This is a genomic window from Corynebacterium halotolerans YIM 70093 = DSM 44683 (genome assembly GCF_000341345.1).
GTDB lineage: Bacteria > Actinomycetota > Actinomycetes > Mycobacteriales > Mycobacteriaceae > Corynebacterium > Corynebacterium halotolerans.
The window spans coordinates 913,830-931,448 of record NC_020302.1; the positions used below are offsets into that span (position 1 = coordinate 913,830).

General features: G+C 68.5%; 21 protein-coding genes. 10 read left to right on the forward strand and 11 right to left on the reverse strand.

Going from position 1 to position 17,619, the window contains the following annotated elements; translation table 11 throughout:
* Positions 1 to 4: 4 nt before the first annotated feature.
* Complete coding sequence (locus A605_RS04315; protein ID WP_015400282.1) at positions 5 to 541, reverse strand: PadR family transcriptional regulator; 537 nt, start codon at positions 539 to 541, stop codon at positions 5 to 7.
* Positions 542 to 797: 256 nt separating this feature from the next.
* Positions 798 to 1,550: a M23 family metallopeptidase gene (locus A605_RS04320; RefSeq protein WP_015400283.1), complete on the reverse strand. Its 753-nt coding sequence runs from the start codon at positions 1,548 to 1,550 to the stop codon at positions 798 to 800.
* Positions 1,551 to 1,820: 270 nt separating this feature from the next.
* Between A605_RS04320 and A605_RS15785 the strand changes: the two genes are divergently transcribed.
* From A605_RS15785 to purH, 3 genes are read left to right on the forward strand one after another with little or no spacing between them, the layout of a single operon-like run.
* A complete protein-coding gene (locus A605_RS15785) occupies positions 1,821 to 3,494 on the forward strand; it encodes a cell division protein PerM (RefSeq protein WP_042440289.1) in 1,674 nt (557 codons plus the stop codon).
* Positions 3,495 to 3,504: 10 nt separating this feature from the next.
* Positions 3,505 to 4,113 carry a phosphoribosylglycinamide formyltransferase gene (purN, locus tag A605_RS15790; protein ID WP_015400285.1) on the forward strand — a complete coding sequence of 203 codons (609 nt, stop codon included), beginning with the start codon at positions 3,505 to 3,507 and terminating at the stop codon, positions 4,111 to 4,113.
* Positions 4,106 to 5,674 carry a bifunctional phosphoribosylaminoimidazolecarboxamide formyltransferase/IMP cyclohydrolase gene (gene purH, locus A605_RS04335; RefSeq protein ID WP_015400286.1) on the forward strand — a complete coding sequence of 523 codons (1,569 nt, stop codon included), beginning with the start codon at positions 4,106 to 4,108 and terminating at the stop codon, positions 5,672 to 5,674. The genes purN and purH overlap by 8 nt, the downstream gene beginning before the upstream one ends.
* Before the next feature lie 32 nt (positions 5,675 to 5,706).
* Here the strand turns inward: purH and A605_RS04340 are convergent, their stop codons facing one another.
* The 3 genes from A605_RS04340 to A605_RS04350 form a co-directional block, all read right to left on the reverse strand.
* A complete protein-coding gene (locus A605_RS04340) occupies positions 5,707 to 6,213 on the reverse strand; it encodes an RDD family protein (protein WP_015400287.1) in 507 nt (168 codons plus the stop codon).
* Between the two features lie 142 nt (positions 6,214 to 6,355).
* Positions 6,356 to 7,336, reverse strand: coding sequence for an RDD family protein (locus A605_RS04345; RefSeq protein ID WP_149029378.1), 981 nt, complete (start codon positions 7,334 to 7,336; stop codon positions 6,356 to 6,358).
* Between the two features lie 52 nt (positions 7,337 to 7,388).
* Positions 7,389 to 8,348, reverse strand: coding sequence for an RDD family protein (locus A605_RS04350; RefSeq protein ID WP_015400289.1), 960 nt, complete (start codon positions 8,346 to 8,348; stop codon positions 7,389 to 7,391).
* Between the two features lie 38 nt (positions 8,349 to 8,386).
* Between A605_RS04350 and A605_RS04355 the strand changes: the two genes are divergently transcribed.
* Complete coding sequence (locus tag A605_RS04355; RefSeq protein WP_015400290.1) at positions 8,387 to 9,229, forward strand: HpcH/HpaI aldolase/citrate lyase family protein; 843 nt, start codon at positions 8,387 to 8,389, stop codon at positions 9,227 to 9,229.
* Here the strand turns inward: A605_RS04355 and A605_RS04360 are convergent.
* The 6 genes from A605_RS04360 to rpmB all read right to left on the reverse strand — a co-directional run bounded on the left by A605_RS04360 (position 9,222) and on the right by rpmB (position 12,042).
* Entirely contained in the window at positions 9,222 to 9,887 is a 666-nt protein-coding gene (locus A605_RS04360) for a TetR/AcrR family transcriptional regulator (protein WP_015400291.1), read from the reverse strand. The genes A605_RS04355 and A605_RS04360 overlap by 8 nt on opposite strands.
* An 84-nt stretch (positions 9,888 to 9,971) precedes the next feature.
* The gene (locus A605_RS04365; RefSeq protein WP_015400292.1) at positions 9,972 to 10,883 is read right to left on the reverse strand and encodes a putative nucleotidyltransferase substrate binding domain-containing protein; all 912 of its coding nucleotides are present in this window, start codon (positions 10,881 to 10,883) and stop codon (positions 9,972 to 9,974) included.
* Between the two features lie 185 nt (positions 10,884 to 11,068).
* Positions 11,069 to 11,317, reverse strand: a complete 249-nt coding sequence (gene rpsR / locus A605_RS04370) for a 30S ribosomal protein S18 (protein ID WP_015400293.1) — start codon at positions 11,315 to 11,317, stop codon at positions 11,069 to 11,071.
* 12 nt (positions 11,318 to 11,329) lie between these two features.
* A complete protein-coding gene (gene rpsN, locus A605_RS04375) occupies positions 11,330 to 11,635 on the reverse strand; it encodes a 30S ribosomal protein S14 (protein ID WP_015400294.1) in 306 nt (101 codons plus the stop codon).
* Positions 11,636 to 11,638: 3 nt separating this feature from the next.
* Positions 11,639 to 11,803 carry a 50S ribosomal protein L33 gene (gene rpmG, locus A605_RS04380; protein ID WP_015400295.1) on the reverse strand — a complete coding sequence of 55 codons (165 nt, stop codon included), beginning with the start codon at positions 11,801 to 11,803 and terminating at the stop codon, positions 11,639 to 11,641.
* A 2-nt stretch (positions 11,804 to 11,805) separates the two neighbouring features.
* Positions 11,806 to 12,042, reverse strand: a complete 237-nt coding sequence (rpmB, locus tag A605_RS04385) for a 50S ribosomal protein L28 (protein ID WP_015400296.1) — start codon at positions 12,040 to 12,042, stop codon at positions 11,806 to 11,808.
* A 625-nt stretch (positions 12,043 to 12,667) separates the two neighbouring features.
* Here rpmB and A605_RS04390 point away from each other — a divergent pair.
* The 6 genes from A605_RS04390 to A605_RS04415 all read left to right on the forward strand — a co-directional run bounded on the left by A605_RS04390 (position 12,668) and on the right by A605_RS04415 (position 17,613).
* Positions 12,668 to 12,934 (forward strand): type B 50S ribosomal protein L31, encoded by a 267-nt coding sequence (locus A605_RS04390; RefSeq protein WP_015400297.1) that lies wholly within the window; start codon positions 12,668 to 12,670, stop codon positions 12,932 to 12,934.
* A 14-nt stretch (positions 12,935 to 12,948) separates the two neighbouring features.
* On the forward strand, positions 12,949 to 13,122 hold the full coding sequence (gene rpmF, locus A605_RS04395; protein WP_015400298.1) for a 50S ribosomal protein L32: 174 nt from the start codon (positions 12,949 to 12,951) through the stop codon (positions 13,120 to 13,122).
* Positions 13,123 to 13,250: 128 nt separating this feature from the next.
* On the forward strand, positions 13,251 to 13,946 hold the full coding sequence (locus A605_RS04400) for a response regulator transcription factor (protein ID WP_015400299.1): 696 nt from the start codon (positions 13,251 to 13,253) through the stop codon (positions 13,944 to 13,946).
* Positions 13,943 to 15,541 carry a HAMP domain-containing sensor histidine kinase gene (locus tag A605_RS04405; protein ID WP_015400300.1) on the forward strand — a complete coding sequence of 533 codons (1,599 nt, stop codon included), beginning with the start codon at positions 13,943 to 13,945 and terminating at the stop codon, positions 15,539 to 15,541. Before A605_RS04400 ends, A605_RS04405 begins: the two co-directional genes overlap by 4 nt.
* Before the next feature lie 107 nt (positions 15,542 to 15,648).
* Positions 15,649 to 16,962: a trypsin-like peptidase domain-containing protein gene (locus A605_RS04410; RefSeq protein WP_081602163.1), complete on the forward strand. Its 1,314-nt coding sequence runs from the start codon at positions 15,649 to 15,651 to the stop codon at positions 16,960 to 16,962.
* A gap of 57 nt (positions 16,963 to 17,019) precedes the next feature.
* Complete coding sequence (locus A605_RS04415; RefSeq protein ID WP_015400302.1) at positions 17,020 to 17,613, forward strand: MogA/MoaB family molybdenum cofactor biosynthesis protein; 594 nt, start codon at positions 17,020 to 17,022, stop codon at positions 17,611 to 17,613.
* Positions 17,614 to 17,619: the final 6 nt, after the last annotated feature.

Here is a 17,619-nt window from a genome sequence, read left to right on the forward strand (position 1 = left end):
TGGGTCAGGCCTCCTGGTCTGTGGTGGGGTGGGCGAGCGCCTCGACGCGGTCGAGCCAGCGGGCCTCGGCCTCGAGGTCGAAGATGCGGCGTTCCAGTTGGAGACGTTCCGCCGTGCGGGTGGCACCCAGGTCACGGGAGGCGCGGTGAAGCCCGCGCAGCTCCCGCAGGGTGGCGCGGCGCTGCCGGTCGAGCAGGGCGATGAGGTCGACGTCGTGCCGGGCGGCGGCCAACGAGACCTTGATGACGAGTTCGTCGCGTTCGGACTTCGGCCGTAGCACCGGGTCGGCCCACCAGTCCTCGACGGCGGCGTGTCCGGCGTCGGTGAGCCGGTAGGTTTCAGCGGTGCGGCCGGTGGGGCCGGTGATCTGGCCGGCGGCCTCGATCAGCTCGTCGCGTTCCAGGCGGGCGAGGGTCTGGGTGACCTGCCCGATGTTGAGCGGCCACACCTCCTCGGTGAGCGCCAGGAAGCGTTGCTGGAGTTGGCTGGCGGAGCCGGGCTGCTCGGCGAGCAGGGCCAGCAGGGATGATTTGATGGGCATGGCGAGGTCCTCGTGGGTGAGGGGACGAAGTGGTTACCCGGTAACCATGAGGGGGAAGTTACCCGGTAACCAACAAGGTGTCCACCGGGGCGGGTCGGCACTGCCCCCTCGCGGTATTCACCGCTTTTGCGGGAACCTGAGGATGTGGGCCGGAAAAGGTTATGGGGCCGTTACTTTCCTGGTCCGGAGGCCGGGGGACGGGGATGCAAAAAAGAGACCCGGCCGTTATGGCCGGGTCTCTTTTCGGAAGCGGAAGTTATGCGATGGTGATGCCGCGCTCGGCGAACCACGGAACCGGATCCACGGCACCGTTGCCGGTCGGGTGGATCTCGAAGTGGAGGTGGGAACCGGTGGAGAAGCCCTCATTGCCCATGCCGGCGATCTTCTGGCCGGCGGTGACGCGCTCGCCGACCCCGACATCCAGGGTCGACATGTGGCCGTAGACCGACATGGAGCCGTCGTCGTGCTGGATGCGGATCCACTGGCCGTAGCCGGAGGCCGGGCCGGAATCGATGACGGTGCCGTCCATGACCGCGACGATCGGGGTGCCGATCGGGGCGGCGATGTCGATGCCGGCGTGGAGGGTGCCCCAGCGCATGCCGTAACCGGAGGTGAAAGCGCCCTCGGCGGGCTTGACCACGGAGGGCGCACGGGCGGCGAGGTCGGCCTGGGCGCGCTCGACGCTGTACTGGACGGCCTTGGTCAGCTGATCCTCGATATTGGAGACCGGCTTGAACTCGGAGATCGCCAGAATCTGCGGGGCGGCCCCGGCGAGGGAGGAGGACATCTGGGCGGCGTCGTTGGCCAGCTCATAATCGACGTTCGCGACCTCCGGGGAGGCCGGGGTCTCGGACTGGCTCTGCAGCGTCGCGGCCGCGGCGCCACCGGCGCCGGCGGAAGAAACCGTGCCCGTGGCAACGGCAACGAGGGCGACCCGGCCCTTGGTCGTCTGCGAGGCGGTGAACTTGCGGTGCCTACCTCCGGTCGACCGCTGAGCCTTGATGAGCATATATCTTCTTCCGTCGTTATCCGTCTTCGTCGCCACCGGCCGCGTTACCTTCGCAACCTATATTGTGACCGCTTCGTTATTTACCGGAGGTAACGATAGCGTCTCGATCCGATCCGGGCAACCCCGGACAACCTGAGAGAAATTAAATCGCCTTATGCTTCACAAACGTTACAGAATTAGCGCAGGCAAAACTTTCCGCCCCCGAGAGGGGGAGCGGCCTTCGTCGCGCCAAACCGGGGCGGAGCGGCGGGCGTGGCACAGTGGGACCCGATGAGCAAGAAGAGCAGTCCGCAGTCCCGGCCTTCGCGACGCCCCCGCAGCCGGACCAGCGGCCCGCAGCCGGCGCGCACCGCGGCCGGACGAGCGGCGGGCACGCAGCGGAGCGACAGGGGGCGGCGGGCGTCGGCACGCGCGAAGAAGAAGGACGCGAAGCAGCAGCCGACGGCACCGACGACACTGGGCGGACGCCTCCGCCGCTATCTGCCTGTGGTGCTGATCCCCAATGTCGTCGTCGTGCTCGGCATCGTCGTCGTGGCCCTCGCCGGACTGATGCTGTCGTCGACGACCCTGACCGCGCTGCCGGCGAGCGTCGCGCAGCTGTGGCTCGTCCTCAACCTCGTTCCCGTCACCGGGGGAGCGGTGGAGCTCGGCGTCCTGCCCATACTGCCCGCCATCGGGTTGATCGCGATGATCGCCCGCCGTGTGCACGGCGCGGTGAAGGACCGCGTCAGCATCGCCGACCTCGCCGTCCTCGCCGCCTGCACGCTGCTCGTGCCCGTAGTGCTGACACTGGCCGCGGCGGCGATGATGTGGGACGCCGGCCGGGTCTTCGCCGTCGGTCCGCCCCCGCTCGGCGACGCCGTCCTGCGCACCCTCGTCGTCCACCTCGTCGGCCTCGTGCTCGGCATGGGTGCCCGCCTGTGGCGCGCACTGCTGCGGCGCTACGGACTGCCCGGCTGGCTGGTCGACGCCGCGGGCAACGCGTGGCGTTTCCTCACCTGGTTGGCGGGCGCCGCCCTGCTGGTTCTGCTGGTTCTGCTGATCGCGGGCTGGGGGCGCCAGGGTGACCTGCTCGCCCCCTACGACGGGGTGGACGCCGTGGCGGCGCTGGTGGCCGTCAGTCTCCTCTATCTGCCGAACGCGCTCATCGCGACCTCCGGCGTGCTGCTGGGCTCCGAGTTCAACTTCGGTGAGGCGTCGGTCTCCCTGTTCTCCATCCACCTGGTGCCGCTGCCGCCGCTGCCGCTGCTCGGCGTCATTCCAGGGACCGCCTCCGAGTGGGCGGTGGTGCTGCTCGCGGTCCCGGCCGTCCTCGCCGCCGTGCTCGCGTACCGGGGCCGGCCGACCGGCGCGCAGGCGCTGGCGGGCGGTGTTCTCGCCGCCGTCATCGTGTTCGTCGCCTGCTACCTCACGCGTGGGGTGATCGGTTACTACGGTCCCTCCGGTCCCATGCTGTGGCTGACCCCCGCGCTGGCGTTCGTGTGGGTGGCCGGTGCCGGCCTCGCCGTCGCCGTCGTGGGCAGGATTGCGGAGCTGCGGTCTGCGGCGCCGGAGGCTGAGCCTGAAGAGCAGGAGGCCGGTGAGGTTCCCGATGGGACCGAGGCCGCGGAGACCTCCGGGCAGGACGAGGGGACGGACGAGGAAACGGACGACGACTTCGACGCCCCCGGGGACGCAGAGGATCCGGAGGACACTGAGAACCCGGAGGAGGCCGCCGCCGAAGACACCCACGAGGACTCCGGAGCCGACGCGGAGCCGGAGGCCGAATCCGTCCCCGCTGAGGACGCCCCGGACGCCGGTCCAGAAGCGGACCCGGTCGAGGAACCGGTGGAGGCCGCCGCGGAGGACATCACCGAAGACGGCAACGAGGAGACCGCCGAGGACTCCCCCGGAGAAGGTGGGGAAGAGCCGGGCGAGGCCGGGAATCCGGACCCCAGGGGCTAGGATCGGCCGGGTGACCTTCACCACCGACCCGATCACCCCGATCAATACTGTCGTGCTCGTCTCCGGTTCGGGGACGCTGCTGCAGGCCATCCTCGACAACCAGGACGAGCATTACCGCGTCAGTCTCGTCGTCGCGGACGTGGAGTGCCCGGCGCTGGACCGCGCGGAAGCCGCGGGCGTCGCCACGCGGGTCGTCCCGCTCGGCGGCGACCGGGATGCCTGGAATGATGCGCTGGCCGCCGCCGTCGAGGAGGCCGCCCCGGGCCTCGTCGTCTCCGCGGGATTCATGAGGATCCTCGGTGCCGGCTTCCTCGACCGTTTCGACGAACGCATCATCAACACCCATCCCGCGCTGCTGCCGTCGTTCCCGGGGGCGCACGCCGTCCGTGACGCGCTCGCCCACGGGGTCAAGGTCACCGGTTCCACCGTCCACTTCATCGACGCCGGAGTGGACACCGGCCCGATCATCGCCCAGCAGGCCGTGCCGGTCGAGCCGGAGGACACCGAAAGTTCCCTGCACGAGCGAATCAAGCAGGTCGAACGCCAGCTCATCGTGTCGGTGCTGCGCAGCGCACGCATCGACGAATCCACCAGGAAGGTTGAGTTCATCCATGAGTGATGACCGCAAGGCAATCAAGCGCGCGCTGATCAGCGTCTACGACAAGACCGGTCTCGAGGACCTGGCGCAGGCCCTCCACGGGGCGGGCGTGGAGATCGTCTCCACCGGCTCCACCGCGAAGAAGATCGCGGACCAGGGCATCCCGGTCACCCCCGTCGAGGACCTCACCGGCTTCCCGGAGTGCCTCGAGGGCCGCGTGAAGACCCTCCACCCGAAGGTCCACGCCGGCATCCTCGCCGACACCCGCAAGGATGACCACCTGACCCAGCTCGATGAGCTCGGCGTCGAGCCCTTCCAGCTCGTCGTGGTCAACCTCTACCCGTTCACCGAGACCGTGGCCTCCGGCGCCGACTTCGACGCCTGCGTCGAGCAGATCGACATCGGCGGCCCCTCCATGGTGCGTGCCGCGGCGAAGAACCACCCGTCCGTCGCGGTCGTCGTCGACCCGGCGCGCTACGGCGACGTCGCGAAGGCGCTCGCCGACGGTGGCTTCTCCCGCGCCGAGCGCACCGGGCTGGCCGTCGATGCCTTCCGCCACACCGCCTCCTACGACGTCGCGGTCGCCTCCTGGCTGGGCGAGCAGAACGACGCCGAGACCTTCCCGGCGTGGATCGGCTCCTCCCACGAGCGCGCCGCAACGCTGCGTTACGGCGAGAACCCGCACCAGGCCGCCGCACTCTACGCCGACGCCGGCGCCGGGGGGCTGGCCAATGCCGAGCAGTTCCACGGCAAGGAGATGAGCTACAACAACTACCAGGACGCCGACGCCGCCTGGCGCGCCGCCTGGGACCACGAGCGTGCCTGCGTGGCCATCATCAAGCACGCGAACCCCTGCGGCATCGCCGTGTCCGACGAGTCCATCGCCGCCGCGCACTCCGCCGCCCACGCGTGTGACCCGCTGTCCGCCTTCGGTGGCGTGATCGCCGCCAACCGGGAGGTCAGCGTCGAGATGGCCGAGCAGGTCAAGGACATCTTCACCGAGGTCGTCATCGCCCCCTCCTACGAGGACGGCGCCATCGAGGTGCTGCAGGCCAAGAAGAACATCCGCATCCTGCAGGCCGGGGCCCCCGAGCGCGCCGGCCACGAGCTGAAGCAGATCTCCGGCGGCGTCCTGGTGCAGGAGCGCGACACCCTCCAGGCCGAGGGCGACGCCGCCGCGAACTGGACCCTGGCCGCCGGTGAGGCCGCCTCCGCCGACGTGCTCGCCGACCTCGAGTTCGCCTGGCACGCCGTGCGCTCCGTGAAGTCCAACGCCATTCTGCTGGCCGCCGACGGCGCGACCGTCGGCGTGGGCATGGGCCAGGTCAACCGCGTCGACTCCGCCAAGCTGGCCGTCGAGCGCGCCAACACCCTGGGCGACGGTGCCCAGCGCGCCCAGGGTGCGGTGGCCGCCTCTGACGCGTTCTTCCCCTTCGCCGACGGCTTCGAGGTCCTGGCGGAGGCCGGCGTGAAGGCCGTCGTGCAGCCGGGTGGCTCCATCCGCGATGAGGAGGTCATCGCCGCCGCGGAGAAGGCCGGCGTGACCATGTACTTCACCGGTGCGCGCCACTTCGCGCACTAGCCCGCCGTGATCAGGCGATGACTGAGGGAGCCCTAGCGGGCTCCCTTTTTCAGATCCGGGACGTTGACCACCCGGGCACCGGCCAACCGGTCGGTGAGCAGGCGGCCGTCCTTACGGAACACGAGGGCCAGCAGCGCGGTGACCGCGAGCCCGGACAGCAGATTCTCCGGCATGATCAGGCTCAGCAGCACCGGGATCCACAACCAGGAATTCCGGACCGCCGACGGCACCAGCCGCTGGACGCCGGTACGGGGCTGACCGTTCCGGTCGCGGTATTCCACCCCCAGGTTGGAGAGCCGCTTGCCTGGGCTGGCCCCCCAGAGCATTTCGGTGGTGATGCGCACCAGGGCAACCGCCAGTACCGCGATGATGGCCGGAACCAGCATATTTGTCGTGGTGAGAGGGAGCAGCATCAACAGTGCGAAGACCGCGATGGACACGCCCGCGAAGTCCACGAAGAGCACCGCCCCGAGCCGTCGGATGGGACTGACGGCATCGGAGGCGGGTTCCTGGCTCTTTCGTTCCTCAACAGCGTTCATACCATTGACGGTAGTGTTCAGCAGGGACAATGGCGAAAATGGGCACCCCGGTCACCGGCTCGGCGCTGCTTTTTGCCCCGGCTCACCGCCTTAATTCCGCCCGCAGCGGATCGCACGGCTGCCCGGCGGCAGATTGAGCTGTTCACCGTCGGGATACGGCGTTGTCCTCAGGACTCTCAGTGCCTCGGACGTCGGTGACGTGCGCATTGGCCAGCCAGTCCATCACCCCCCGGTGGTCGGGGAAGACGAGGATGAACGCCATGACGAGTCCCTCGAAGAGCAGCGGGGTCGCGTAGGGGCTGGCGGCGTAGGCGACCGCCACCGGCACCCACAGGTTGCGCACGAGCACCTGCAGGAATACGAGGGCCTTCACGTCGAACCAGGGGAGGTGGTAGACCCGTAGTCCCATCACCGCCTTACCCGGGGTCGGTAGCCCCACCCACTCGGTGATCACCCGCATCAGTCCGAGCACAGTGAGCGTGTCGAGCCAGAATGACCACCCGGTGACCTGGGTCAGGGCGGTACCGACCAAGGCGGCCACGGCGAGATCGATCGCCCACGCGAGCGCACGCTGCGGGGGAGAGGAGGTCGGCCAGGGGCTCTTCCGCGAGGCCGGGGCGGGGACCGTGTGCGTCACGGAGAGCACCTCCGGACCGGCGAGCAAATCCGCCAGTGAACGATTGTCCCAGCGGATGAGCACGGTCAGCGCCACGGCTGAGGCCAGACCGTTGTACCAGGTGAACGACGGGTCGATCAGCACCATCACCGCCGGGAGCCACAGCCAGCCGTTGCGCAGCGCCGCCCGCGGCAGCCGCTGCCAGCCGGCAACCCGGCCCCCGGTACGGGTGTGGAAGACCACCTGCAGGCCGGTGACGTACTTGCCCGGTGAGGTCGCCCACAGGGCTTCTCCGAGGATGCGGACGGCCGCCAGCACCAGCAGAACCAGGGGATTGTTCGCGACGCTCTGGGACTGGGCGAACTGCGGAGCAAGATAGTGCAGCCCCGAGAAGACGAGGATGAACAGTATCGCCTCGAAGACGAAAGCACCGAAGCGGCGGGTGATCGACGCGGCGCCGGGCACCCCGGCGTCATCGGCCATCAGAGCGGATCGGGTGCTGGACATGGCTGTCAACGCTAACAGGCGGCGGTCTGAGGGGAGGTGAGGGAATCCCCCGTCATTGCGCCGACGCTGTTCCCCGTATGTCGGTGACGTACGCACCAGCCAGCTGGTCCGTCACGCCCCGATGATCAGGGGCGACCAGAATGAAGAACATGACGAGCGCCTCGATCGTCAACGGGGTGGAGAAGGGGTTGGTGGCGTAGTAGAACAGGGCGGCCGGGACCCACAGGTTGCGCACGGGCACCTGCAGGAAAACCAGCACCGGACGGTCGAACCAGGCACGGTAGGACACCCGCAGCCCGAGCACCGCCTTACCCGGGGTCGGCAGCCCCACCCACTCGGTGACCACCCGCAACAGGCCGAGCACCGCAACCGCATCCACCCAGACAGGCCAGTCGGTGAACCGGCCCAGGACACCACCGAGCAGCATCGCGACCGTCATGTCCACGGCCCACGCCAGCGCCCGCTGAGGAGGAAGAGAGGTCGGCCGGACGGCGCCGCGGAATTCCGGTCCCGGCCCGGTCCTGGAGGAGACCACCTCCGCGCCGGCGAGCAGGTCCGCCAGTGAACGGTCGTCGCCGCGGATGAGGATGGAAAGTGCCACCACCCAGGCCCATCCGTCGGACTCCAGGGTGTCGGGACCGATCAGGGTCGCGAGGGGAGGTAACCAGAGCCAGCCGTTGCGCAGTACCGCCCGCGGCAACCGGTGCCAACCGCTGACATCGTCCCCGGTGCGGGTGAAAAAGACCACCCGCAGCTTCGCGAGGTACTTGCCCGGGGAGGTTCCCCAGGCGGCCTCGCAGAGGATGCGGACCGACGCCCAGGCCAGCAGGAGAAACGGGTGGGAGGAGTTACCCCATTCCCGGGGAAGATCAGGGAAGAGCTGGACCAGTCCGACGAAGAGGAGCTGGATGGCCATCAACTCGATGATCACGGCACACACCCGGTTGAGCGCTGAGGCCTTGCGGGGGACTTCGGCGGACCTGGGGTGGTCTTCGTGCATGGTGGCGGGCATCACGGTCAACGCTAACAGCCGACGGCATAATGGCAGGCATGGAATCCCACATCACCGGCCCCGCCGTCATGTTCGCCCCCGCCCACCGCGCCGAGCTCATCCCGAAGGCCTACCAGCGGGCGGACATGGTCATCATCGATCTCGAGGACGGGGCCGGTGACGGTGACCGCCGGGCAATGCACGACGCCGTTCGCTCGGCGGAACTGCAGCCCGGGCGGACCATCCTGCGCACCAGCGGGCCCGACTACCCCGGTTTCACTGAGGACGTCGCCCTGGCGCGCGAGCTGGGGATCGGACCGGTGATGGTCCCGAAGCTCACCGGGAGCATTCCGGCGGAGCTGGCGGGTCTGCAGGTGATCGCGATGATCGAGACCCCGCAGGCGGTGGCCAACATCACCACGCTCATCGGCCACGATGACGTGGTCGGACTGTTCTGGGGCGCAGAGGACCTGATCACGTTGCTGGGCGGGACGCACTCGCGCTTCCAGGAGGACGAGGCCACCCCGGGCGTCTACCGCGACGTCATCCGCCACGCCCGCGCACAGGTCCTGCTCCACGCGGCAGCCGCGGGGAAATTCGCCGTCGACGCCATCCACGCGGACTTCCGGGACGTCGAGGGGCAGTTCGCCGAGGCGCTCGACGCCGCGCGCTCCGGTTTCGCCGCCACGGCCTGCATCCATCCGGCCCAGGTCGAGGCGGTGCGGCGGGCCTACCGGCCGGAGGAGCGGCAGCTGGAGTGGGCGCGGAAAGTGGTCGCCGGGGCGGAGAGCGTCGACGGCGCCTTCCAGGTCGACGGCATGATGGTCGACGCCCCGCTGATCACCCAGGCCCGCCGCATCCTCGAGCGGGCGGGGGAGACGGGCGGGGGAGTGGTCAGCTGACCTTCTTGATCAGCTCGAGGGTACGGGCCACGCGGTTGCCGGGCAGCTCGACGTGGAGCACGTCGAGGGCGGCGTCGGCGAGCATGATCGTGGTGGCCGGCAGCTCCTCGTCGGAGAGTGGGGCGGGGACCACGCCATCGTTGTGGCGCATCTCTATGACGGACATCGCGATGTGGAACGGCAGATCGATGCGCGGGTCATCCTCGCCGACGATCTCGGCGGCCAGCGAACGGAAGATCTCCCGCAGCTCGGTGCGCTGGGCGTGGTACTCGGCGAACTCCTCGGAGCCGGCCACGGGCAGCTGGTAGAGCCGTCCGATGTTCCACCTGGTCGACAGGAGCAGCCGGGTCTCGGCGGCCACCAGCGCCCACAGGCGCATCGACGCCGAGGCATCCAGGGCCTCCAGATCGCCGGCCAGGGTGGTCGAGGGGGCGATGGTGGACTTCAACAGCGTCAGGAAGATCTCGGTCTTCGACGGGAAGTGGTAGTAGAGCGAGGCCTGGCGGATACCGACGGCGTCGGCGATCTGGTGGGTCGACGTCGTCGCGAAGCCCTGCGTGGTGAACAGCTCTGCCGAGGCGTCGAGGATTTCCTCACGCGCGGTGCTGCCCCGGCGCCGTGGACTGTTCTTGCGGGGACGACCTACTGCTCCAGCCATGGTTCCCTCACTCCTTTCTGTTGACCTGAAGTTAGCAGAATAGTCGAGTATATCCCCCGCCCCGGAGGAAAATGGAACCGCACGTCAGAGCCCTGCCAGAGGGATGTCGTGACGGGCTGCCAGGGAACGGAGCACGCCTGCGACCATCCGGGCGGCGGCACCGTAGGCCGTGCGATCCAGCGCCGTCAGATCCCCCAGGATGGCAGGGTGCCCGTCCACCCGATCCACCCAGCGGCGGAACTGCAGGGCCAGGCCGGTCCCCCAGGCCTGCTGCAGGGCGTCGCCCTCCCCGGCGGACAGAAGCCCGCCCTCCTGCCCGGCGGCGATTCGCCCGGGAGTCGACCGGTCGGCGGTCCCGGCGGCGAGGCCGGCCCAACGGGCGACGGCCGAGACCGGGACGAGGATATCGGACAGCACGTCGACGGGCATCGACCGGTCCGGTAATCCGTCGTGGCTGCGCAGGGACGCGGGACGTTGCCCCACGGCCTGCTCGAGCAGGGCCGGCACCGGTCCGGGGGCGGTGAGGAGGCCGGCGTCGGCGAGCTCGGCGATGAGGTCGGCGTCGCCGTCGGCCACCGCGGCGTCGGCACGCGCGCGCCATACCTCGGCGGGGGCGGGGGCCAGTGCCGGAGCGGTGGTGCCGACGGGCAGGCCGGCCCCGGCGACCAGCTCAGCGAGTTCCTCCGCCGGATTCCCGGAAGGGGCGCCGGTGGTGACCGTCAGCCAGGTGACCGGGCTGGTCGGCAGGGCGTCGCCACGACCGACCGCGCCCGACGGGACGACGCGCGCACCACCGGAGAGCTCGACGGCGGCGGGGCAACTCAGCGTGTCGGCGACGAGCGTGGAGTACCAGGTGACCAGTTCCGTCTCCGGCTCGCGGTGGTCCAGTGCGTTGCGCAGGAGTTCGTGCGATTCCGCCAGGACGCCGCGGGCGGTGGCTCCGGTCCCGCTGAGTGGGGCCTGGGCGGCGAGATCGAGCAGTGACTGGTGGAGCACGGGAGCCTCCTGGCGGGATGCGCGGATAGGAGAGGGAACGGACACTAAGAAAATAGCAGCGGGGGCAGGCCGGGAAAACAACAACCCGCCTCTCCCCGAAAGTGGGGGAGAAGCGGGTTGAAGGATCCTTTTACCGTGTCACACAGGCCAGCGGCAAAAGTGCGCTGTTGCGTCCCAGAGCCGACTTAGCGGGTGGTGAACGGCAGGAGAGCCATTTCGCGTGCGTTCTTCACGGCGGTGGAGACCTGACGCTGCTGCTGCGGGGTCAGGCCGGTGACGCGGCGGGAACGGATCTTGTGGCGGTCGGAGATGAACAGACGAAGGGTCTTGACGTCCTTGTAGTCCACCTTCTCGATACCCTCGGCCTTGAGGGGGTTCTTCTTGGGGCGGCGCGACTGCTCGGCACGCGCCTTCTTGTGATTGGTGCGCTTCATTGCGTTCCTCCCTTACCAGCTGGACTTACGGACGCCCGGGAGCTCACCGCGGTGAGCCATCTCGCGCATACGGACACGGGACAGGCCGAACTTGCGGAGGTAACCGCGCGGGCGACCGTCGTGGGAGTCGCGGTTGCGGACGCGGACCTTGGCGGCGTCGCGCGGCTGACGGTTCAGCTCGAACTGCGCGTCCAGACGGTCCTCGTCGGAGGTGTTCGGGTTCTTGATGATGTTCTTGAGCTCGGCACGGCGCTCCGCGTAGCGGGCGACGATTTCCTTGCGCTGCTCGTTCTTGGCGATCTTTGACTTCTTGGCCATGAATTATCGCTCCTCGCGGAACTCGACGTGCTTGCGGGCGACCGGGTCGAACTTCTTGAGAGTGATGCGATCCGGGTTGTTGCGCTTGTTCTTACGGGTGACGTAGGTGTAACCGGTGCCAGCCGTGGACTTCAGCTTGATGATCGGGCGAATGTCATTACGAGGCATCTTTAGATCTTCTCCCCACGTGCACGGATCTTGGCGACAACGGACTCGATGCCGTCGCGGTCAATGATCTTGAGACCCTTGGTGGACACGTTCAGAACAACGGACCGGCCCTCGGAGGGCAGGTAGAACCGACGACGCTGCACGTTGGGGTTCCAACGGCGCGAGGTGCGGCGGTGCGAGTGCGAGACGGACTTGCCGAACTGCGGCTTGCGTCCCGTGACCTGGCAAATAGCCGACATGGACTTTCTTTCTCCTAGCCGCCCACGTCGCAACCACAGGCGGCGCCGCACCGAAGTCAGGTCGGCCCTGGGAATGGGCGACGACTCGGGGCGCTGCCGTAAGCCAGCTGACGGGGCGTAGACGATTACTTCGACAACAGCAAGGTACAACCCTACCGTTTCGGGGGCCGATCACCTAATCGCCTGGGCAGCCCTTTGTTCCGGGGGAATCCCGCCTCCCGGAGGTCCTGACGGGCCCTGGCGTGCACGGGGGTGGGAGGTGTTCGGGCCCGGATCCCGGTGGTGCTGGATGCGATGCTACCCCGAAGGGGTCGAAAGCGCCGACCGGGGCGCCGCGGAGTTGCCGTGGATCGATGGATGAAGGGCGAGGGGCCTTTGTGTGGGGGTGGCGTGGCGTCGCGCCTCACGGGTGTCGCGCCTCGTGGGCGTGGAGGGGGATTTCGGAATCTGCCCTGGCGCCTGTAGAATGGTCCGGGTTGTCACCACCTTCACGGGTGGTGCAGTCATCATCGCGAACCCAACTCAGGCACGATCCGCGCCAAAGGGGGCCGGCTCCGGCCGGTGCTCCCCCTCTGAACGGGTGCGGAACCGACCTGAAGTGCAATCCTGAGGGAATCGAGACTTAATGAAGAAGGACATCCACCCTGGCTACCACCCGGTGGTCTTCCAGGATGCGGGCACGGGCTTCCAGTTCCTGACCCGCTCCACCGTCACCAGCGACCGCACCGTGTCCTGGGAAGACGGTAACGAGTACCCGCTGATCGTCGTTGACGTCACCAGCGAGTCCCACCCGTTCTGGACCGGTGCCCAGCGTGTCATGGACACCGCTGGCCGTGTCGAGAAGTTCCAGCGTCGTTTCGGTGGCATGGCCCGCCGCAAGAAGAAGGCTTAAGGAGGGAAACAACCATGGCAGTTCCGAAGTTCAAGAAGTCCCGCGCGAACACGCGTACCCGCCGTTCGCAGTGGAAGGCCGACAATGTCGCCCTCCAGGAAGTCAAGATCGACGGCCAGACCGTCCGCATCCCGCGCCGCCTCGTGAAGGCCGCGCAGCTGGGCCTCGTCGAGGTCGAGCAGTTCTAGGCGTTCCGCGCTGACTGAACACACCGGCCGCCCTCCGATTCAATCGGAGGGCGGCCGGTTTTTGTGATCTTGGGTCTAAGATCGTGGGTCTGCCCTTCATGCTCCGGGAAGTACGTCATAATAGGCGTATGAAAATTCTTGTGGTGGACGATGAGAAGGCGGTTCGCGAATCCCTGCGGAGATCACTCAGCTTCAACGGATACGACGTCTCGCTGGCCGAGGACGGCGTTGAGGCGTTGGGAGTGATCAGCAGGGTGCAGCCCGATCTGACCGTCCTGGACGTGATGATGCCCCGGATGGACGGCCTCGAGGTCTGTCGCAATCTCCGCAGCACGGGCTATGATCGTCCGATTCTCATGCTCACCGCCCGCGACGGCGTCTCCGACCGCGTCGCGGGTCTGGACGCCGGCGCCGACGACTACCTGCCCAAGCCCTTCGCCCTCGAGGAACTGCTCGCCCGCGTCCGCGCCCTGCTGCGCCGCGCCGCCGCCGACGCGATCGGTGGGGAGGGGGACAGCGATGAGCTCGTCTTCGAGGATCTGCGCCTGAACCCCGACACCCGTGACGTCCGCCGCGGTGAACGTCCGATCAGTCTCACCCGCACCGAGTTCTCTCTGCTGAAGCTGCTGATGGCCAACCCGCGGCGGGTGCTCTCCCGCACCACCATCCTCGAGGAGGTCTGGGGCTATGATTTCCCGACCTCGGGTAATGCGCTCGAGGTCTACATCGGCTACCTGCGCCGTAAGACCGAGGCCGAGGGGGAGGCCCGTCTCATCCACACTGTCCGCGGCGTCGGTTACGTCCTCCGGGAGACCGCTCCGTGATTCTGCGGAAGCCGGTGCCCGTCGCGCATGGCCCGCGGTCGGACGCGGACAAAGCGCCCGGGGCGGGGGAGGAGATCGTCGAACCGGCGCGGGAGTCCGGTTCCGCCCCACCGTCCGTCACCACTCTGGACGAGCTGGAGTACCGTACCCCGCTGCGGTGGCGGTTGTCCCTGCTGACGGCCGGCATGGTGGCCCTCGCGGTCGGGGCGATGTCCCTGATCGCCTACTGGACCATCTCGACGTCCGTGAGCGCGGCCGTGGACCGCGAGCTCGACGAGACGGCGACCGCACTGCTCGAGCGCTCGATGGATCCGATGTTCCTCGCGGACATGGACAGCGAGATCGAGCAGTTCAAGGCCTACAACCCCGGCACCCGCATCTCTGTGTCACCGCCGGGCTGGACCTTCTCGGTCGGCGACTCCATCCCCGCCGCCGGTGAGCCCGTCCCCGGTGCCGACGGGACGGCCACCTCCGTGACCACGGTCGACGGTGAGCGTATCCTGAGCAAGAGCGACAACTTCGGTGGCAGCGTCGTTCTCGCCCGGGACATTGACGGCACCCAGGAGCTCATCACCTCCCTCGGCGTCGTGATGCTGGTGATCGCCCTGCTGGGCGTCGTACTCGCCGTCACGGCCGGCACCCTCGTCGCCGCGGCGGGACTCCGGCCGCTCTCGCGTCTGCAGCGCGCTGTCGATTACGTCACCTGGACCGATGACCTGCGTCCCATCCCGGTGATGGGTAATGACGAGGTGGCGCAGCTGGCACACTCGTTCAACGCCATGCTCAAGGCGCTCGAGGAATCCCGGGCACGGCAGACCCGGCTGGTCGCGGACGCGGGCCATGAACTCAAGACGCCGTTGACCTCCATGCGCACCAACCTCGAGCTGCTGTTCCTGGCCCGCAAGAACAACGGCCCCCACGGCCTTTCGGAGCAGGATCGGCTGGAGCTCAAGCAGGACGTGATCGCCCAGATGGAGGAGATGTCGACGCTCATCGGGGACCTCGTGGATCTCGCGCGGGAGGATTCCGCGGAGAAGGTCATGGAGGACGTGGAACTCGAGGACGTCATCGAAACGTCCCTGAGCCGGGTGCGTCGCCGCCGCCCCGACGTGGAATTCTCGGTCCACACCATTCCGTGGCTGCTCCACGGGGACGAGGATGCGTTGAACCGGGCGGTGGTCAACCTCATGGACAATGCGGCGAAGTGGTCGCCCAAGGGCGGGACCGTGCGCATCCGCCTGTGGCAGGTCGATGATGAGACGGCGGAACTCTCCGTCGCCGATTCCGGACCGGGAATCCCGGCGGAGAACCACGAACGCGTCTTCGAGCGGTTCTACCGTGCGCCGGAGGCGCGGTCGACGCCCGGATCCGGGCTGGGGCTGGCGATCGTCAAGCAGGTCATCGAGCGCCACGGCGGCAGCATCAGTATCCGCTCATCCGCCGACGGGGGCACCGACATGCGCGTCCGCCTGCCCGGCACCCTGGTCCAGGGAGACCGGGAGCTGGCCGCGGGCGACGTGGTCTCGGTCGCGCCGTCGAGCGCGGCGCGGAGCCGGATGTTCATGGAGCGGTGGCGCAAGCGCGACCACGGTTAAGGGCGTTTTCGGCGGTAGGCTGTTGTTCAGGAAACGTACAGCGATTCCAAGTGCTCTGGCAGAAGTGGTTCAGTGGAGGCCCAGTACCGGGAGGGACAATGGAGGGTATGAACGACAGGAATGCAGGCGAGCCGCGGCCCGATGAAGGGGAGGGGGGAGGTGCCCGCCCGACGCCGGAACCGGATTCCCCCGGGACCCGGCAGTCCTCCCCGGGCCAGTTCGAATCGGTGCGTTCGCCGTACCAGTCCTGGCCACAGACCCAGCCCCGGCAGGCGCCGGGAACACAGCAGGGCTACTGGGGCCCCGTGCCCGACGCGGAGCCGGAGCCGGCGGAGGGACGCGCCGCCCGCTCGGGGAAGCGCTCCGTCGGCCTGGGGACCGCGCTGGCGCTCATGCTCGTCGCCGCGGTCGTCACCGGCAGCGTCGTCGGGCTCGTCGCCGCGAACACCGGTGGCTCCAATGCGGTGGTCAACTCCCTGCGGGAGCCGAACGCCGAGCCGGCACCCGTCCCCGAGGGCGGGAGCGTCGTCGAGGTCGCGGACCAGGTCCTGCCGACGGTCGTCTCGATCCAGGTGGCCACCCGCACCGCGGCGGGTGAGGGCTCCGGCTCGATCATCTCCTCCGACGGCTACGTGCTCACCAACCACCACGTCATCGCCGGCGCCGAGCAGGGCGGCGTCATCCAGGTGACCATGAACGACGGCACCACCCATCCGGCCGAGTTCGTCGCCTCCGACCCCGCGACGGACATCGCGGTGATCAGGATCCAGGATGTCTCCGATCTGCCGACCATCCAGTTCGGCGACTCCTCAGAGCTGCGCGTCGGCCAGCAGGTCGTGGCCGTCGGCTCCCCGCTGGGGCTGAGCTCCACCGTGACCACCGGCATCGTCTCCGCGATGAACCGGCCAGTGCGCGCCTCCGACGGCGGCGGCGAGTCGTCGCTCATCGACGCCATCCAAACCGACGCCGCGATCAACCCCGGCAACTCCGGCGGCCCGCTGGTGGACATGAACGGCAACCTGATCGGCATGAACTCCGTGATCGCCTCGCTGAGTTCCGGGGATCAGGCCGGTTCAATCGGACTCGGCTTCGCCATCCCCTCGAACTTCGCCAAGCGGGTGGCGGATCAGCTGATCACCACCGGCGAGGCGTCCCAGCCGATGCTGGGCGTCACGGTCGCCCGTCGTGGCGACGTCGACGGTGCGCTCATCGCCGGCGTCGAGGAGGGCGGACCGGGGGACCAGGCCGGCCTGGCACCCGGGGACGTCGTCACGCGGCTGAACGACCGCAACATCGACAGTTCCGACGCCCTGATCGCGGCCACCCGCTCCCATGATTTCGGGGAGACGGTGACGCTGACGGTGACCCAGCCGGACAGCGGTCAGACGCGACAGGTAGAGGTTACGCTGACCACCGAGTAAATTAACCGCCAAGGACGCGCCCGCGTCCATGGCGACCACACCATGTGAGGACCACTGATGGAGAATGAACTGAACACCCTCCCGGAGGAGGCCCCCGAGACCGCCCTCCTCGACGTCGGAGAACCGGACGAGGACTTCCTCCTGGCGTCAGAGAAGGAGGACAGCCTGCCGGCCCGCCGCCGGGCACTGGTGGTTCTGGTCTCCGATCACGCCCTCGGTTCCGGTGAGGACACCGACCGGCTGCTCACCGAGCTGCTCATTGAGGGCGATTTCGACGTGGACGCGGTGGTGGCGGTGCGCTCCAAGAAGTCGCAGATCCGCCAGGCCATCGAGACGGCCGTCATCGGTGGAGTGGACCTTGTCCTCACCGTCGGCGGCACGGGCGTCGGCCCGCGCGACAAGACCCCCGAGGGCACCCGTTCCGTCCTCGACCAGCTGCTGCCCGGCATCGCGCAGGCTCTGCGCGCCTCCGGCCAGGCCTGTGGTGCGGTGGACGCCTGCACCTCCCGCGGTATCGCCGGCGTCTCCGGCTCGACGGTCGTCGTCAACCTGGCGGCCTCGCGGGCGGCCGTGCGCGACGGCATGGCCACGCTGATGCCACTGGTCCACCACGTGATCGACCAGCTCCAGCAGTACAGCGTCGACGAATGAGGGGAT